Origin of the sequence: Colwellia sp. BRX9-1 (assembly GCF_014077195.1) — a bacterium.
In the GTDB taxonomy this organism is placed as follows: domain Bacteria; phylum Pseudomonadota; class Gammaproteobacteria; order Enterobacterales; family Alteromonadaceae; genus Colwellia_A.
The window spans coordinates 50,323-69,172 of record NZ_JACGVM010000018.1 but is presented as its reverse complement, the minus strand read 5'-3'; the positions used below and the strand labels follow the sequence as shown (position 1 = coordinate 69,172).

The following is an 18,850-nucleotide window of genomic DNA, read 5'->3' as shown; positions in this document are numbered from 1 at the left end:
AGAGCCGTTTTAGAGGAACTCATGAATTTAGACGATATAATATTGCAGGCAGAACAAGCTATTTCTGCAGCAAAAGATCCAGTAGAGCTTGATCAAGTTCGCGTTAATTTTTTAGGTAAGAAAGGTTTGTTCACTGAGCAAATGAAGGGCTTAAGTAAATTACCTAAAGAAGAAAAACCTAAAGCAGGGCAAGTGATCAATATTGCTAAGCAGCAAGTACAAAAATTATTAACCGAACGTGGTGAGTTATTGCGTGCAGAGGTTATTGCTAAACAGTTAGCTGCTGAATCTATTGATGTAACATTGCCAGGGCGTAGTAATGACCTAGGTGGTTTACACCCAGTAACACGTACTATTGAGCGTATAGAAAGCTTTTTTGGTGATTTAGGTTTTTCTGTTAAAGAAGGTCCTGAGGTTGAAGACGATTTTCATAATTTTGATGCACTGAATATTCCAGAGCACCATCCTGCACGTCAAGACCATGACACTTTTTACTTCAATCCTAAGTTAGTTTTACGTACACAGACTTCTGGTGTACAAATTCGTACTATGGAAAAAGAGCAACCGCCTTTACGTATTATATCTCCGGGCAAGGTTTATCGTAATGACTACGATCAAACGCATACGCCAATGTTCCACCAAGTTGAAGGCTTAATGGTTGATAAAGATGTAAGCTTTACGCATCTTAAAGGTATTTTACACGACTTCTTACATCACTTTTTTGAAGAAGAAGTTGAAATTCGTTTCCGTCCTTCTTATTTCCCTTTTACTGAACCTTCAGCAGAAGTGGATATTATGGGCAAAAATGGCAAATGGTTAGAAGTTTTAGGTTGCGGTATGGTTCATCCTAACGTTTTAAAATCAGTAGGTATTGACCCTGAAGTATACACAGGTTTTGCTTTTGGCATGGGCGTTGAGCGCTTAACCATGTTGCGCTACGGTGTAAACGATTTACGTTCATTCTTCGAAAATGATCTTCGCTTCTTAAAACAGTTCAAGTAGGAAAGCCAACAATGAAATTTAGTGAATCTTGGTTACGTGAGTGGGTTAATCCTGCTATTTCATCGAGTGAGTTAGCTCATCAAATAACTATGGCCGGCTTAGAAGTTGACGCTGTAGAACCTGTTGCGGGTGAATTTACCGGTGTATTAATTGGTGAAGTTGTTGAATGTGGACCTCACCCTGACGCAGACAAATTACAAGTAACAAAAATAAACCTAGGTAGCGAGTTTAATGATGGTGAGTTAGTTGACATCGTTTGTGGCGCTAAAAACTGTCGTTTAGGCCTCAAGGTTGCTGTTGCAACGGTTGGCGCAGTTTTACCGGGTGACTTTAAAATTAAAAAAGCTAAATTGCGTGGCGTGCCTTCTCATGGCATGTTGTGTAGTGAGTCAGAAATTGGTTTGTCTGAAAGTGCTGACGGTATTATGGAGCTTGCACCCGATGCACCAATCGGTATGTGTGTTCGTGAATACTTAGACTTAAATGACGTTACCATCGATGTTGATTTAACGGCTAACCGCGGTGATTGTTTAGGCCTTAAAGGTTTAGCGCGCGAAGTCGGGGTGTTAAATAGTGTTAACATTACTGAACCTGAAATTGTTGCTGTTGTTGCAACGATTGATGATGTGCGTGACATTACTTTATCTGCACCACAAGCTTGTCCGCGTTATTTAGGACGAGTGATTAAAAATATAGATGTAACCGCGAAAACACCGTTATGGATGGTAGAAAAATTACGCCGTTGTGGCACTCGCTCAATTGACCCTGTTGTCGATGTAACTAATTACGTGTTGCTTGAGCAAGGGCACCCGATGCACGCTTTTGATTTATCAAAAATCGATGGTGGTATTAATGTTCGTTTTGCTATGTCAGGTGAAAAACTTGTTTTACTTGACGGTAATGAAGTGACGCTTTCGAGCGAAACATTAGTGATTGCTGATGAAAGTAAAGCCTTAGCGATGGCTGGCATTTTTGGCGGAAAAGAATCAGGTGTTAAATCTGATGAAGAAGAAAAATCAACTGATATTTTCTTAGAAAGTGCTTTCTTTGCTCCTTTGGCTATTTTAGGTAAAGCCCGCCAATATGGTTTACATACTGATTCATCACATCGTTACGAACGTGGTATTGACCCTGAATTGCAGCGTAATGCTATGGAACGTGCAACGACCTTATTATTAGCTATTGTCGGTGGCCAAGCAGGACCTATCGTTGAAGCATTAAGTGATGAACATTTACCAAAAGAAAAAACAGTAACCTTACGCCGCGAAAAACTTGATGGACGCATTGGTCATCATATTGAAGATGCTAAAGTGACTGAGATTTTAACGCGTTTAGGTTTCGAAATTGCCTTTGTAAATGATATTTGGACCGTAGTGGTACCAGCATATCGTTTTGATATTAAAGTTGAAGTCGACTTAATTGAAGAAGTTGCGCGTATTTTTGGTTACAACAATATTCCGAATGTGTCGCCTAAAGCAACGTTGGCGATGCGCGAACAAAAAGAAAAGTTCATTCCGTTGAAACGTTTACGCAACGTTATGGTTAATCGTGGATATCAAGAAGCAATAACTTATAGTTTTGTTGACCCAAAAGTTCAAGCGCTTATTCACCCTGAACAAGCGGTGATGACTTTGCCGCATCCAATTTCTTCTGAAATGTCGGTGATGCGTTTAAGTATGTGGACAGGCTTATTGCAATCGGTTATTTACAACCAAAACCGCCAGCAATCTCGCATCCGTTTATTTGAAACAGGTTTACGTTTTGTTCCAGATGAAGCCGCAGAAAACGGTGTTCGACAAGAACAAATGTTTGCAGGTGTTGTGACCGGCCAGCGTAATGAAGAACATTGGGATATGGAAAAGTCTGCAAGTGATTTTTTTGATATTAAATCAGACGTAGAAGCCTTGCTCGCTCTTACTGGCGATGCTTCGTTATATCAGTTTTCAAAAGATGAAATAGTCGCACTTCATCCTGGCCAAACCGCCGCAATCCATAAGAATGGTGTGCTAGTGGGACATGTTGGTACCTTACATCCTGAATTAGAAAGAAAATTAGGACTAAACGGTCGTACATTTATTTTTGAGCTATTATTGTCTGAAATTTCAACACAACAAATCCCTGAAGCTGGTGATATATCTCGCTTTCCTGCCAATAGACGTGACATAGCAGTGATCGTTGAAGAGCAAATTAATGCAAATAATGTCTTACAACTTATTGAAAAGGTTGGCGGAAATTATTTAGTTGATCTAAACTTGTTTGACGTATACCGAGGAAATGGTATTGAAGAAGGGTTTAAGAGCTTAGCGATAGCGATGACTTTACAGGATTGTGATAAAACCCTCGAAGAAAAAGACATTAATGAAGTCGTTGAACGTGTCGTAGACACATTAGAAACTGAGCTAAATGCATCACTGAGGAATTAGGTAATGGCGCTTACTAAAGCAGAAGTAGCAGAACATTTATTCGAGAAAGTTGGGCTGAGCAAACGCGACGCAAAAGATATGGTTGAGGTGTTTTTTGAAGAAATACGCGAAACGTTAGAAAGTGGCGAACAAGTTAAGCTTTCAGGTTTTGGTAACTTCGATCTTCGTGTTAAAAGCGAACGCCCAGGTCGTAACCCTAAAACGGGTGAAGATATTCCAATTTCTGCTCGTAAAGTTGTTACTTTCCGTCCTGGACAAAAATTAAAGAGTCGCGTTGAAAACGGTAACGGCTAATTAATAACGTATAAAGTTAGAGCATGTTTTTCTATGTATTCAATAATAGATGAGATGATGTTTATAGAAGGTTGCTACGGCAACCTTTTTTTATGCTTGCGAGAAAGCAGGGATAGATAAGATAGAGCCAAGCAAGGGGGCAAGGGTAGTCTTTATTGATATCGTTTAGTTACGGTATCAATGTGTCTCTATGCGTGATGCCAAGGTAGCGCTTAACTATCTTGCTTTAGTGTGAACTTTTTTGATGATTTAGTGACATCTTTTTACCTAGTAACTTGAGCAAAGAAACAATTATTTCCTTCGCTATTAAACCAGCAATAGCGATGACCGCTCCAGTACTTAGTGCATTTATCTCAAGTGGGATAGTCAGTGAAAAATCAGTTAAGGTATCTTTAATAATGACTTTATCGCCATAAACAATAAAGTTATAAATCCGTTCAATATAAACGTCGCTAGTTATCACGCTAAGTTGTGACTGCAAATACTCAACCCGTATGACCAATTGGTTAATAATTTCGGCTGTATTGACTATTGACGGCTCAGAATTAGCTTGATACTTCGTTATCATCGCTGATAAATTACCTTGGTAGTGCAGATCTGCAATGTTTTGAAATTCTACTAGGTGCAGTTTTGCTTCAGATAAGTGTCCGGACAGGCGATGTTTATATTGAATGATAAATGCCGGTAATTGCACACCTACTATAAATATTACAGTGAAGAAACAGCGGTCAATAATATTATTAATCACTCTAAACATAGCTAACCTATCGCTTAAATATATATTCACAAAAAATAACATTAGCATATATTTGTTTATATTTTAAAATTTTTATGGTTTAAAAATTGCATATTTATAAAATAGATTATGCATTTGATATGAATGCAATAAAGAGTCAAATTTTTGATGGTGGTATCAATAGTGAAAATTAATATAGATAACAATGAACAAGAAAATTTAATATTGCAACACTCTCATTTGGGAAGAAATATAATGGTTAAAAATTTAAGTAAGCTGCGGAACACTTTTGCCGTTGGCGGTATCTTTATTGCTTCAAGTCTTTTTTCATACAGTGTTAATGCTTTAGAAGTAGCAGGTAACATTCACAAAGGTCAAGACGCTGACAGCCAAGGTTATAGTTTTTCTTTAGCAGACAGCATTACTAAAGGTGGAAATTTCTATTGGACTGTTTCTTATAATAACTTAGAAGAAGTAAAATATGATTTACCTTTCACCATAACCGACGAACGTTTTTTTAAAATTAATACCATTGATGGGCTTGTTAGTTATCGTCATAAGATACAAAGTTATAATGCTTTTTTCAAAAAACTAACGATTGAATATCAACTGGGCGCTTCACTAGCGCTCACTGAAAATAAACTTACCTATACCGACCCAAACAGTTCAGATACAGTGGAAATATACCCTTCGCAAGAAAATGATATAAACATGGTACTAGGCGTTGTTGCCCATTATAAGTTGAATAAAAATACTGCATTAAACCTAGGTGTTAAACATCAACCTAATTTTTCTGAATTTGGTGCTATAACATCTGTTTATGTTGGTCTAAGTTATCGTTTTGGACGAGGCTTAGATTATTAAGTTTGATAGAAAAAGTTGTCTAGCCTAGCATTTAAGGTCTTTGTTGATGATATTTGCTAAAGTTTAAAGAAGAAATTAATAATGATCGCCATTAAATAGGTGGTCTTTTTAATTTCAAGACGTAATAACTTACACCTGTAAGTTTAAAATATATTGCTATTGGTGGGGATGTTTATGCCATTAAGAATTCGTTTAAAAGCTGTTTTACTTATATCAGCGATTATGATCAACTTCTCTGCTCATGCAGCCGTGCAATGTCTTCTGCCTACGCCTCTTCTTGACGCCGACGGCGATGGCTATGATGATACGGTTAATATTGGCGGTGCTTATGACTTGTTTCCAAGCGATGCTACAGAATGGTATGACACCGATTTAAATGGTGTCGGTAATAACGATGACCCTGATGATGACGGAGATGGTGTCCCTGATATTTCTGATAACAACCGTGATGGTGATGCAGTTATTGACATCTATGATCCTGCTATCGAGAACGCTTTCGAATGGTTAAATACCGATGGAGATACACTTTGTAATACGGTTGACCTTGATGATGATGGTGACGGGGTTGTTGATGTAGTCGATGTATACCCACTTAACCCTGCTGAATGGGATGATACCGACAGTGATACCATAGGTAATAACGCTGATACTGATGATGACGGTGACGGTGTTATTGACTTATATGATGCATTTCCTCTCGATAATTCAGAACAACTTGATACTGACTTTGATGGCATAGGTAATAATACCGATACCGATGATGACGGCGATGGAATTTTAGATGTTAATGATGCTTTCCCCTTAGATAGCTCGGAGACACTTGATACCGATAATGATGGTCTTGGTGATAATGCTGATAATGATAGCGATGGTGATGGTATCTCTAATGGTATAGATATCTTTCCAAATGATCCTACGGAATGGTTTGATTTAGATGGTGATGGTACAGGAAATAATGAAGATACTGATGCTGACAACGATGGCATAACTGATAATGATAAGGGGGGGACTGATCTATTTCCATTGGATGCTAGTGAATCTCTAGATTATGACTTAGATGGTATTGGTAACAATAGAGATACAGATGCTGACGGTGACGGTGTTACAGATATTGATGCTGGCGGTACTGATATATTTCTATTAGATGAGACTGAGTGGTTCGATTTCGATGGAGATGGCATTGGAGATAATGCTGATAGTGATGCTGATGATGATGGTGTTACAGATAGTGATTCTAACGGCACGGATGTTTTTTTACTAAATAATAGTGAATGGTTTGATTTCGACGGAGATGGTATTGGAGATAATGCTGACAGTGATGCTGATGGTGATGGTGTTACAGATAGTGATGCTGGCGGTAGTGATATCTTTTTATTGAATATATATGAATGGTTTGATTACGATGGAGATGGCACTGGAGATAATGCTGATCCTGATGATGATAACGATGGTGTGTTAGACGATGTAGATTTATTTCAATTTGATGAAACTGAACAATACGATTTTGATGGCGATGGTATCGGAGATAACTCAGATCCTGATATTGATAATGATGGTATTGGTAATTTAGCAGACCCAGATGATTTCGACCCTTTAAAAACTACTGACAGTGACCGTGATGGTGTCCCTAATGAAGACGATCTCGATAATGATACTCATGATGGCACAGGTGTTGGCGATGGAATTCCAGATAGTATAGATGCCTTTGATTTTGACTCGACAGAATGGCTTGATACCGACAGTGATGGTACTGGCAATAATGCCGATAGTGATGATGATGGTGACGGCATTATTGATTTTGATTCTGGGGGTGCAGACCTATTCCCGCTTGATGTAAATGAATATCTAGATACCGATGGTGATGGTATCGGTAATACTGCAGACACCGATGATGATGGAGATACTGAAAATGGCATTGGTGGTGAGCCTGATGCAACTGATGCTTTTCCTTTAAATATCAACGAATGGCTTGATACCGATGGCGATGGAACTGGTAATAACAGCGACAGTGATGATGACAATGACGGTTTTGTTGATAGTTCAGATGCTTTTCCATTAAATGTAAATGAGTATTTAGACACTGATAGTGACGGTATAGGTAATAATACCGATGATGATGATGATGGTGATGGCATTAAAGATTCAATAGATGCCTTTCCATTAGATAATTCTGAGACTATTGACACTGACGGTGATCTGATTGGTAATAATAATGATAGCGACGATGATGGTGACGGCTTTGTCGATATCATTGATGACTTTCCATTAGTCGCCTTTGAAAATCTCGATACTGATAAAGACGGTATAGGTAACAACGAAGACACTGATGATGATAATGACACCTATGAAGACAGTAATGATTTATATCCTTTAGATGCTAATGAGTGGAAAGACTCTGATGGTGATGGTATTGGAGATAATGCAGACGCTGATGATGACAATGATAATATTCTTGATGTTGATGATGCTTTTCCCTTTAATCCAGGAGAAATCATTGATACTGATGGTGACGGCATTGGTGATGTACTCGATACCGACGATGACGGTGACGGCGTTCTAGATAATGTTGATTTATTTCCCCTTGACCCTTTAGAATCACGTGACAGTGATAACGACGGTATTGGAAATAATAGCGATAGTGACGATGATAATGACGGTGTGCTTGATATCGACGATGCTTTCCCACTCGATCCGATAGAAAGTGTTGATACCGATGGTGATGGTATTGGCAATGTGAACGATATCGATGATGATAACGACGGTGTCTTTGATTATCTCGACCAGTTACCGCTAAACCCGACAGAGTCACTAGATTTTGATGTTGATGGTTTAGGTAATAATGCCGATCCTGATGACGATAATGACGGCATGAGTGATGTCTTTGAGCTTCAATATGGTTTTAACCCATTTAACGATGCTGATGCACTAATTGATACAGATTCAGACGGCACGGCAAATGTTGATGAAGAGCGTAACAACACCAATCCATTAATTGACGATTATGCGCCAGTGATAACGGTCCCACAAGCAGTTCACCTTGATGCTGATCATACCTTTACTGCGCTAACACAAACACAATTGGTACAGTTAACCGACGTTTATGTTGAAGATGGTCGTGATGGCGCTAACTGTTGTGCATTAACACCGGTGGGTTTTGAGCGCGGACAAAAATATATTACCTCAGGGTTGTACAATATTATATGGCGAGCGGTTGATGAGGCTGGTAATGTTTCAACCACCCCACAAGTGCTTAATGTTTATCCGTTAGTGAACTTTAGTGCGACGCAAACAATAGGTGAGGGTGCTACGGCTCGGGTTGAAGTTGTCTTGTCAGGCAAAGCGCCGGCTTATCCCATTGAATTACCTTTTGCTATTTCTGGTAATGTAGATGCCCTTGATTATAAGATAACAGACAATAAAATTGTTATTACCGAGGGCACGTCAGGCTTTATTGATATTTTGATTAATAAAGACTTTCAAGCAGAAAGTGATGAACAGCTTGTGCTGAGTTTTGGCAATGAAATAAATACCGGTGTCAATAATAGCCACACCATAGTTATTACTGAAAATAATATAGTACCGACAACACAATTGCGTATGACTCAGCAAAATATAGCGGTTTCTAGTATCAGTAAAGACCAAGGTGAAGTGACCATAGAGCTACAGATAAATGATGATAATCCAAATGATTCACACATTATTAATTGGTTACTGCCTGAGTATATCAATGCCGAAATAAGTGCCAGTCAATTAAAGGTCTATTTGCAACCTGACAACTTTGTTTTACCTGAAGAAATAAGAGGATTAATTACGGTAGAAGTGAGTGTTACTGATAATGGCAGTGGCGAATTGTCACAAACTCATCGCCTTAGTATTCCGGTTAATAGCATTTTAGCTCGACTCGATGGTAGTGATACAGACAGTGATGGTATCGCAGATAATATTGAAGGTTATGCTGATGACGATAACGATGGTGTTCCGGCATTTTTAGATAACAATGATATTGCTTATTTGCAGCCATTACATGTTAATGCCGGTAAAACTAAGTTAATGGAAACTGAGCCAGGCTTAAGATTACGCTTAGGTAAATATGCGTTACAGCAGTTTTCAGATGGCGTGCAAATGACACAACAAGAGATGGATGCAACCGGTTTAGTCGCAACGGACACTTATGATCATCGTAGTGATTACTTTGACTTTGAAATTCATCAGGTGACTCCGTTTGGTGCCTCTGCTGCTGTGGTTATTCCGTTAAATGATGGTATTCCACAAAATGCGCTTTACCGGAAATTTAATCGTGACAGTGGTTGGCAAAACTTTGTTGAAAACAGCAAAAATACCTTAGCGTCTAGTCCAGCAGATAACGATGTATGTCCACCGCCACAGAGTGCTTTATACCAGACAGGTTTAACTGAAGGGCATCAATGTGTACGCTTATTGATTGAAGATGGCGGTGCAAACGATGCGGATGGTTTGGTTAACGGTATTATCGACGACCCAGGTGGTGTTGCCGTTGTGCCTAATGCTGAAGTTGCCAAGAAAACCGATCCTGAGCAATCAAGTAGTGGCAGTATTTACTGGTTATTATTACTGGTATTAGTGAGCTTACGATTGAAAAAGTTAAGTAAGTAAGTCATAAAGTAACTTTGACAAACAAGTTAACATTTATGTTTGTTCGCCCGCTATTTTCCTATAAAATAGCGGGCAAATTTCCTCTTTCAATAATAAGTAGTTTTATGTTTGAACTTAAATACCATACGCCAAAAGAATGGGCGCAAGTTGCTCTTGCTGATTTCAATGCCTTTTTACTTGATCATGCAACGGCAGAAAAAAAAGCGTCAGGTATGGCGATGTCAATGATTTCTCATTATCCCGATAGAAAAAATATGGTTAAAGCTATGGCTGACTTAGCGATAGAAGAGCTCATTCATTTTAAACAAGTGTTAAAATTAATTAATGCGCGTGGCATTCAGCTCGGCGCTGACACCAAAGACCCTTATATTACCCAAATTCGTAAAGCCTTTCGTAATGGTGCAGAAGTGTTTTTTATGGACCGATTAATCGTTGCTGGTGTGATTGAGGCACGAGGATACGAACGTTTTTCGCTTATTGCCCAAGCATTGCCTGAAGGCAAAGACAAAGTCTTATATGACGCGATTGCAAAGTCAGAAGAAAAGCATAAAAATTTATTTATCGAACTCGCTTATGAATATTTTGATAAAGACGAAGTCAATATACGTTTAGAAGAAGTACTGACATTAGAAGCTGAGATTTGTGCAAAACTTCCCTTTAGAGCGGCTCTGCATTAATTATTTAACGATAAATGGTTAACGGGTAAGCTGATGTCAAAAGTGTTTAACCAATATTTTAGTCGCTATGCTGAAAGTGAAGTTGCGGTACTAACTCAATATGAATCAGGGTTACCTGATGAGTTTACTGTTGACCATGTTGTGGTTATTCCTGCTTATCAAGAAACAAGCGCTTTTATTGAGCGCTTTTTAGCTTCATCACTTTCAAAATCTCCAGTGCTTATGGTGCTGGTCATTAACGAACCTATTACCGAATCGATCGCCGAACTTATCGCCGAATCTGTTACTGAATCGTTACGCGAAGATAATTCAGTGGCTAATTATAACGAGATAAATCAACAAAAAGCACTTTATCAATATGCACTTTCTTGTGGTGATAACTGCTGGCAATACGATAACCTAACCCTAATTAAGGTAGCACAAAGTCAAACATGGCTGTTAGTGGTTGACCGTTTTACCCGTGCTATCGATAAAGAGCAAGGCGTAGGGCTGGCACGTAAAATAGGCACTGATCTCAGTGCTTATTTAATTTCAGTAAACCGGATCAGACAAACTTGGATCTGTTCTAGTGATGCCGATGCTTACTTACCCGATGATTATTTTAACGCTTTACATACACGTGATAAAAATACCGTAGTTTGCTGTTTTAACTTTACGCATAGCAGTGAAGATAAAAGCATTCATCAGGCTAATTTTCTTTATGAAAGCGCTTTACGCTATTATGTTGCGGGCTTACATTATGCCGATTCACCTTATGCCTTTTTTACTATTGGGAGTATTTTAGCGTTTAAAGCGGAAGTATATGTTCAGGCTCGTGGTTTTCCAAAGCGCAGTGCTGGAGAAGATTTTTATTTAATAAATAAATTAGCTAAGTTAGGTGCTGTTGAATTTATTGAAGAGGTAACAGTAAAGCTTGATGCCAGAACGTCTCAACGTGTGCCGTTTGGTACTGGACCTGCAGTGCAAAAAATTCTTGATTTACAAGCAAGTCACCTCGATTATTGTTATTACCATCCTCAAGTATTTACATTGCTCAAAGCTGTATTGTCTGCTTTTGCAAATTTATGGCACTATCGTGGCGATTTAATCGCATGGTTAGAACCGTTATCTGAGCCAATAGTTACCGCATTAAATCAAATAGGTTTTGAAGCTTTTGTTGAAAAACAAATAAATAATAGTGAAAAGCAGTTTAATAAACAGCTAGTCGTTTGGTTTGATGCTTTTAAAACACTGAAATTTATACATAATATTCGTGAAAATCATTATCAAGATATCCCTTTAGCGCAGGCTTTATTAACAGCACCATTTAGGCTTAAATAAAGAGCTGAAATTAATCAACCGTATATAGGTTACCCATTTCATTCGCTTATTTGAGTAGCGTATAAATAGTTATAATAAAATAACGGCTTAGCGGCTTATTTACTTTTCAATTCAAAGAAAAATAGGGTATGTTTAAGTCAATAATAAATAATAAAGTTTTAGCTCTGATATATGTATAACACTTATATAGCAAGACAAGCGATACTTGATAGAAACCATGTCACTATTGGTTATGAGCTGCTCTTTAGAGATAGCGCAGATAACAAATTTCCTGACATTGATTCTGACGTTGCCAGCTCAAAATTAATTATTCAAAATCACCTACAAGGTGACATTCGCTCTATCAGTATGGGAAAACTTGCTTTTATTAATTTTACTGAAAAATGTCTTATTAATAAATATCCGCTGATGTTTGATAAAAAATCTATTGTTATTGAACTTGTTGGTCATAAAGTACCAACGGAACGCTTGTTTAAAATTGTTAAGTTTTATTTTGATAAAGGTTATAAAGTTGCATTAACTGAATATGATCTTGATGCAAAGTGGGATATTTTATTTCCATATATATCAATTATTAAAGTTGATACTGATAAAGTTAATCCGAAACGTCTGCATAAAGTTATAGAGCGTTTAAAAGATCACAACATTAAACTTGCCGCAGAAAAAGTTGAAACTAACTTTCAATTACAAGCTTTAGCAGAAGTGGGATTTGATTACTATCAAGGGTACTTTTATCACGAACCTGAGATAGTCGAGGGGCAAACACTTGCGCCAATCAAAACACAAATGCTGCATTTGATCAGTGAAACATTTCATTCACCATTAGATTTTGACAACATTGCCACGATTATCAGTCATGATGTTAACTTAACTGTTGGCTTGTTAAAAATGGTTAATAACGTAGCAACATCAACTCGTATTGAAATTACTTCATTAAAACAAGCCGCGGCCTATTTAGGTGAAGATAAACTTAAACAGTTTGTGACTATCCTCGCTTTATCTAAATTGACCACCGACAAGACCGATGAAATCTCTAAGCAGGCGCTCATTACTGCAAAATTAATGACGGCATTAGCCAAAGAAGGTGCCTTTAAAGAGATCAGTGATTTTGCTTTTATTACCGGCTTATTAAGTGCTATTGAAATTATTTTGCGTATGCCGATTAACGAAATCGTTAAAACAATGCCACTCGCCATTCCAATTGAAAACGCGCTAGTTGACCACTCAGGTTTACTCGGCGAATTACTTGATTTTACGGTTAAGTACATCAGGGGTAATGGTGAGAATATAAAGCAATTAATTGAAATGTATTCACTTGACGAAACCTATATTCAGCAAGAGTTTGTTGCCGCTTGTCAATGGTGTAAAGAACTCGGTATTTAAGTTATTTCAGCTCAGCGACTTGATAGATACCTTAAAAGCTTATGCCTGTTGCTTAAGCTTTTTTTTAGGCAGTTACTGCGCTGTTAAGGCGAGAATATTTTCTTGGGCTGAAACTAAGCTTTCACTGACTTTTTCTTTATGTTGAACGGCTACGTCCAGAGGGACTGTGAGTAATTGATTATTACGCTCGCCAATCATAACGTTACTCTTTCCTGCTATTAGCGCTTGTACTGCAGCAACCCCCATTTTTGTTGCTAATATTCGGTCTTTAGCTACCGGTGAACCACCTCGTTGAATATAGCCAAGTATACACGCAGTACAGTCAATGTTTGCCGTCTGTTTTAATTGCTTAGCGAGCTGTACTGCGCCACCGGGCCATAAGTTCTCGGCAATAACTATAATATAACTGGCATGCCTATTGTGCTGTGCTTGTTTGATTTCTTGAGCTAAATGACTGAGCTTTTCTTGCTCGTCGGCTTGAGAGAAATTCTCAAAAGATAATATTTGCTCAGCTGCACTGGCGATACCGACATTAAAAGTGATGTGTCCACTTCGCCTGCCCATGACTTCAACAATAAAAATGCGCTCAAAAGCTTCTGCCGTGTCACGTATTTTATCTATCGCTTCAATACCTGTATTGACTGCAGTAGAAAAACCTATGGTGAAATCTGTACCATCAATATCATTATCTATGGTCCCTGGAATACCTATAATAGCTCCTGACCAATATTTATTTAACGCCAGTAAGCCGTTAAAAGAGCCATCGCCGCCAATAACGATTAAGGCGTCTATTTGTTCTTTTCTAAGGGTTGCTGCGGCTGATTTTAAACCTTGCTCAGTGAGCATGGCAGGGCAGCGAGCACTTTTTAAAATAGTGCCTCCTCGGTGGATAATGCCATTAACACTTGCAGGTGTTAGCAATGTCGAACTCGCTTCAATTAAACCGTTATAGCCAGAAAAAAAACCAATCGTAGGCAACGCATAGTGATGCGCAGCAAGTACGACCGCACGTATCGCCGCATTCATGCCGGGAGCATCGCCACCACTGGTTAATACCGCAATATTTTTTATCGTCATAATAGTTTTTAACCTTATCTAGTAAAATCTATTCTAAGGAAGTTTTTTGCATCCGTCATTATTTACCTTGATTATCTTTTGCACATAAAAAAAGGTAGCTATTGAGCTACCTTTTTGGATCTAAACTTTTTTGCTTGCCAGCTTAAGGTAACTGCTTGAAGCTTTACCTTAATGGGTCATAGCAATTGATTAGCTGAGATGTTTTTTTGTTACTGTTAACACTTTCATCGTATTCGTTGCGCCAACCGTTTCCATCATATCACCGTGGGTGAATATCACTATGTCGTCAACTTTTAAGTCTGCTTTAGTTAAGACTTTATTGAGTACCGCATTAGATAATTCTTCATCAGGAAAATGTGTAGAGTCAAATTCAACAGGATAAACACCACGATAAATAGCAGTTTTATTTAATGTTTTCTGATGACGAGATAAAGAATAAATAGGCAAACCTGAAGTAATACGCGACATGATTTTGCTGGTATGTCCAGATTCAGTCAATGATATAATAGCTTTAACACCCACTAGGTGATTAGCTGCATACATTGCTGACATTGCGATTGTTTCTGAAATCTCAGAAAAAGTGAGTTCATTACGGTGGTTTGAAATGTTTACTGAACGATGCTCTTCAGCGCCAATACATACTGATGCCATCGCTTTTACTGTTTCTACCGGGTATTTACCTGCAGCAGTTTCAGCACTGAGCATGACTGCATCAGTACCATCAAGCACGGCATTTGCAACATCCATAACTTCAGCACGGGTCGGCATAGGGTTTTCAATCATGGTCTCCATCATCTGTGTTGCGGTAATAACAACACGGTTTAACTGACGACTACGAGCGATTATATGTTTTTGCTTACCTACTAATGCAGCATCGCCAATTTCAACACCTAAATCACCACGAGCAACCATGACAACGTCAGAGGCTAGAATAATTTCATCAAGCACTTTGTCATCATTTACTGCTTCTGCACGTTCAATTTTAGACACTAAGCGTGCATCACAACCAGCTTCTTGTGCTAATAAACGTGCTTCACGCATATCTGCAGCATCACGAGGAAAAGATACCGCTAAGAAGTCGACATTAATTTTTGCGGCTAATTTAATATCTTCTTTATCTTTAGCTGTTAATGCTGGTGCTGTTAAGCCACCGCCTTGACGATTAATACCTTTATTGTTTGATAAAGGTCCACCCACCGTTACTTCGGTGAAAACTGATTGCCCTTGTGTACTTAAAACTTTTAATTGCACACGACCATCGTCAAGTAAAAGAATATCGCCAGGGACGACATCTTGTGGTAATTTTTTGTAATCGATACCCACTTTCTCTTGGCAGCCTTCACCTTTTGGCAATTCTGCGTCAAGTTCGAATTTATCACCAATGGCTAATTTAATTGGACCATTTTTAAAAGTTGATACGCGTATTTTAGGGCCTTGTAAATCACCTAAGATACCAACATATATACCCAATTCTTTAGCTATTTCGCGAACATTGTTGGCACGGTCAATATGATCTTGTGGAATACCATGAGAGAAGTTTAAACGAACCACATTTACACCAGCGGCTAATACTTCTTTTAATACGGCTCTGTCGTCAGTGGCTGGCCCTAAGGTCGCTACAATTTTAGTTCTTCTAGGCATCTTAATCCTTATTATAATATTGTTTGATTTTGACGATAAACAAATCAGTGTTAGTCGCCATCGATAATGCTGTTTAGTCTTTGCGCTCAAAACGAGAGCTACGTAAACTGTCTTTAACTTTCTTTAAGTTTTCTCTAAATTTTGTACCACGTCTCAGGGTAAAGCCTGTTGCTAATACATCAATCAATGCAAGTTGAGCGATACGTGATGACATAGGCATATATAAATCGGTGTCTTCAGCAACATCAACAGATAAAACGATATTACATTCTTTTGCTAGAGGACTACCCGCCGTTGTTATTCCGATAACAATGGCATCATTTTCTTTTGCTAAACTGGCGACTTCAACCAATGACTTGGTTCGCCCCGTATGAGAAATTACAACAACAACATCACCTTGGCGACTATTTATAGCACTCATACGTTGCATTAATATGTCATCGAAATAAACTACTGGCACATTAAAGCGAAAGAATTTATTTAAAGCATCATGAGCAACAACTGCGGAAGCGCCCAAGCCAAAAAATGATATTTTGTTCGCTTGTGTTAACACATCAACAGATCGGTTGATCACATTTGCATCTAAACTTTTACGGGCTAATTCAAGATTTGCCATGGTTGATTCAAAAATTTTATCTGTATATTCATCAGCCGTATCGTTTTCATCAACATGCCTATTAACATAAGGGGTACCGTTGGCTAAACTTTGGGCTAAATGAAGTTTAAAATCGGGATAACCTTTAGTATCTAAACGACGACAAAACCTATTAACAGTAGGCTCACTGATATTTGCTTGTTTAGCTAAGGCAGCGATACTGGCATGAATAACGGTACCCGGAGAAGACAATATTACCTCTGCCACCTTACGTTCAGATTTACTGAAAGTATCTAATTCGTCGGCGATCTTTTCTAATATATTCATGTCGGTCAATCCTACTTTTTACAATAATTGTAATTAATTTTCTGTCTAAATGACGAGAATAATGAAAATTTATTTCATAATTACAGCTAATATAAAACATATTGGCAATTTTTAGCAAACCTTTAATTAATGTTTCATACGAATAACCACTAACCAACAATGAACTTTGAGTAAAATTGCCGCGTAAAGCTTTTATTTATTCATAATACCTAAAATGTAATTTAATTACAAAAAGTTCTTTACTGATGCCAATATACCCGTTAAATTATGGATAAATGTAGTTTAGTTACAATATGTGCTAGGTTTATTGATGAGGTAATTTTAGTTATTATCAGTGTTCAATAAAGAAAGCCAAAAAAAGAGATATTGTTTATGAAAAGTTCTGATCTTCAGTCTGCCAGTGAAATTGTTATTTTTGGTGCACTTGGTGACTTGTCTCGTCGCAAATTATTACCCGCTTTATATCAATTAGACCAAGCTGGCTTATTAAATGTAGAAAGTCGAATTTTAGGTGTCGCCAGACAAGACCATTCGGTAGAAGAATTTACGGCTTTTGTTATTGAGAATCTTACTGAGTTTGTCAAAGAAGGCTTAAACGAAGAAGTACTTGCTCGTTTTATTAGCCGTATGGTTTATCAACAGTTAGATTTTAAAGACACTGTCTCTTATAGTAACTTAGCTGCAACGTTAAAAGGTGGCCATGATACACGTGTTTATTATTTTTCAACGCCTCCTGCTATTTATGGTGATATTACCGACGGTTTAAAGTCAGCTAAACTTATTACTGACGCTGACCGTGTTGTGATGGAAAAACCGATTGGCAACTGCCTTGCATCATCAAAAGTTATTAACGATCAAGTTTCTCGTTATTTCAATGAAAACCAAATTTATCGTATCGATCACTATCTAGGAAAAGAAACCGTACTGAATCTATTAGTACTGCGTTTTGCCAATTCACTTTTTACCAATAACTGGGACCGTAATAGTATTGACCATGTACAGATAACGGTTGCTGAAAGTGTAGGAATTGAAGGACGATGGGGTTTTTATGACGACGCAGGGCAAATGCGCGACATGATACAAAACCATTTATTACAAATTTTATCACTCTTAGCGATGGAGCCTCCTGCTGATTTAAGTGCAGAAAGTATTCGTGTTGAAAAGTTAAAGGCAGTTAAAGCTCTCGCGCCCATTAATCGCTTGAATGTGAAAGAAAAAACAGTTCGCGGTCAGTACGCCGATGGTTACTTAAATGGTTTACCAGTGCCGGGTTACTTAAATGAAGAAGATGCCAATCAAAAAAGTGATACTGAAACTTTTGTTGCTATAAAAGCGGAAATTGATAATTGGCGTTGGGCTGGCGTGCCTTTTTACCTTCGTACGGGTAAAAGAATGCCTGCTAAGCACAGTGAGATAGTGGTGCAATTTAAACCTCAAGCGCATAATATCTTTAAAGATAGCCATGCTGATCTACCGGCAAATAAATTAACGATTCGTTTACAGCCTGACGAAGGCGTTGAATTACAGATGATGAATAAAATTCCAGGTATTGCTTCACAAATGCATATTCAAGAAAATAAGCTTGATTTGAGTTTTTCAGAAACTTATGAAAATCAGCGTGTTGTCGATGCATACGAACGATTGATGCTAGAAGTTATCAACGGTAATCAATCGTTATTTGTTAGTCGTGATGAAGTCGAAGCGGCTTGGACTTGGGCTGATAGTATTATCGAAGCCTGGAAGACAAGTAATGAAGCACCTAAAGCTTATCCTGCTGGAACTTGGGGACCCGTTGCCTCTCTTTCTATGATCGCTCGTGATGATCGCCAGTGGGTTGAATAAATAAATTTTAGAGATAACGTGAATTTCAGGAAATAAC

General features: G+C 38.1%; 13 protein-coding genes. 9 read left to right on the top strand and 4 right to left on the bottom strand.

Features of this window, described 5'->3' with window-relative positions:
- Nucleotides 1-21: 21 nt before the first annotated feature.
- Genes pheS through H4J76_RS15440 form a run of 3 tightly spaced genes read left to right on the top strand, consistent with a single transcriptional unit; the run spans nucleotide 22 to nucleotide 3,719 of the window.
- Entirely contained in the window at nucleotides 22-1,002 is a 981-nt protein-coding gene (gene pheS, locus H4J76_RS15450; RefSeq protein WP_070373741.1) for a phenylalanine--tRNA ligase subunit alpha, read from the top strand.
- Nucleotides 1,003-1,013: 11 nt separating this feature from the next.
- Complete coding sequence (gene pheT / locus H4J76_RS15445) at nucleotides 1,014-3,425, top strand: phenylalanine--tRNA ligase subunit beta (RefSeq protein WP_182218021.1); 2,412 nt, start codon at nucleotides 1,014-1,016, stop codon at nucleotides 3,423-3,425.
- A gap of 3 nt (nucleotides 3,426-3,428) precedes the next feature.
- Nucleotides 3,429-3,719, top strand: coding sequence for an integration host factor subunit alpha (locus tag H4J76_RS15440; RefSeq protein ID WP_070373739.1), 291 nt, complete (start codon nucleotides 3,429-3,431; stop codon nucleotides 3,717-3,719).
- Between the two features lie 226 nt (nucleotides 3,720-3,945).
- On the opposite strand, the gene H4J76_RS15435 is transcribed toward H4J76_RS15440, so the two are convergent.
- The gene (locus tag H4J76_RS15435; RefSeq protein WP_182218022.1) at nucleotides 3,946-4,476 is read right to left on the bottom strand and encodes a DUF2937 family protein; all 531 of its coding nucleotides are present in this window, start codon (nucleotides 4,474-4,476) and stop codon (nucleotides 3,946-3,948) included.
- A 162-nt stretch (nucleotides 4,477-4,638) separates the two neighbouring features.
- Between H4J76_RS15435 and H4J76_RS15430 the strand changes: the two genes are divergently transcribed.
- The 5 genes from H4J76_RS15430 to H4J76_RS15410 all read left to right on the top strand — a co-directional run bounded on the left by H4J76_RS15430 (nucleotide 4,639) and on the right by H4J76_RS15410 (nucleotide 13,331).
- A complete protein-coding gene (locus H4J76_RS15430; protein ID WP_182218024.1) occupies nucleotides 4,639-5,319 on the top strand; it encodes a hypothetical protein in 681 nt (226 codons plus the stop codon).
- 174 nt (nucleotides 5,320-5,493) lie between these two features.
- The gene (locus tag H4J76_RS15425) at nucleotides 5,494-9,951 is read left to right on the top strand and encodes a thrombospondin type 3 repeat-containing protein (protein ID WP_182230914.1); all 4,458 of its coding nucleotides are present in this window, start codon (nucleotides 5,494-5,496) and stop codon (nucleotides 9,949-9,951) included.
- A 104-nt stretch (nucleotides 9,952-10,055) separates the two neighbouring features.
- A complete protein-coding gene (locus H4J76_RS15420; protein WP_070376952.1) occupies nucleotides 10,056-10,628 on the top strand; it encodes a tRNA-(ms[2]io[6]A)-hydroxylase in 573 nt (190 codons plus the stop codon).
- Nucleotides 10,629-10,661: 33 nt separating this feature from the next.
- Nucleotides 10,662-11,948, top strand: coding sequence for a hypothetical protein (locus H4J76_RS15415; protein WP_182217611.1), 1,287 nt, complete (start codon nucleotides 10,662-10,664; stop codon nucleotides 11,946-11,948).
- 171 nt (nucleotides 11,949-12,119) lie between these two features.
- Nucleotides 12,120-13,331 (top strand): EAL and HDOD domain-containing protein, encoded by a 1,212-nt coding sequence (locus H4J76_RS15410; protein ID WP_182217612.1) that lies wholly within the window; start codon nucleotides 12,120-12,122, stop codon nucleotides 13,329-13,331.
- Between the two features lie 72 nt (nucleotides 13,332-13,403).
- Here the strand turns inward: H4J76_RS15410 and H4J76_RS15405 are convergent, their stop codons facing one another.
- The 3 genes from H4J76_RS15405 to H4J76_RS15395 all read right to left on the bottom strand — a co-directional run bounded on the left by H4J76_RS15405 (nucleotide 13,404) and on the right by H4J76_RS15395 (nucleotide 16,971).
- Nucleotides 13,404-14,408 carry an ATP-dependent 6-phosphofructokinase gene (locus H4J76_RS15405; RefSeq protein ID WP_182217614.1) on the bottom strand — a complete coding sequence of 335 codons (1,005 nt, stop codon included), beginning with the start codon at nucleotides 14,406-14,408 and terminating at the stop codon, nucleotides 13,404-13,406.
- Between the two features lie 189 nt (nucleotides 14,409-14,597).
- Nucleotides 14,598-16,049: a pyruvate kinase gene (gene pyk, locus H4J76_RS15400; RefSeq protein WP_070373732.1), complete on the bottom strand. Its 1,452-nt coding sequence runs from the start codon at nucleotides 16,047-16,049 to the stop codon at nucleotides 14,598-14,600.
- 73 nt (nucleotides 16,050-16,122) lie between these two features.
- Nucleotides 16,123-16,971, bottom strand: a complete 849-nt coding sequence (locus H4J76_RS15395) for a MurR/RpiR family transcriptional regulator (protein ID WP_070373731.1) — start codon at nucleotides 16,969-16,971, stop codon at nucleotides 16,123-16,125.
- Nucleotides 16,972-17,343: 372 nt separating this feature from the next.
- Here H4J76_RS15395 and zwf point away from each other — a divergent pair, with 372 nt between their 5' ends.
- On the top strand, nucleotides 17,344-18,813 hold the full coding sequence (gene zwf / locus H4J76_RS15390; RefSeq protein WP_182217616.1) for a glucose-6-phosphate dehydrogenase: 1,470 nt from the start codon (nucleotides 17,344-17,346) through the stop codon (nucleotides 18,811-18,813).
- Nucleotides 18,814-18,850 lie beyond the last annotated feature (37 nt).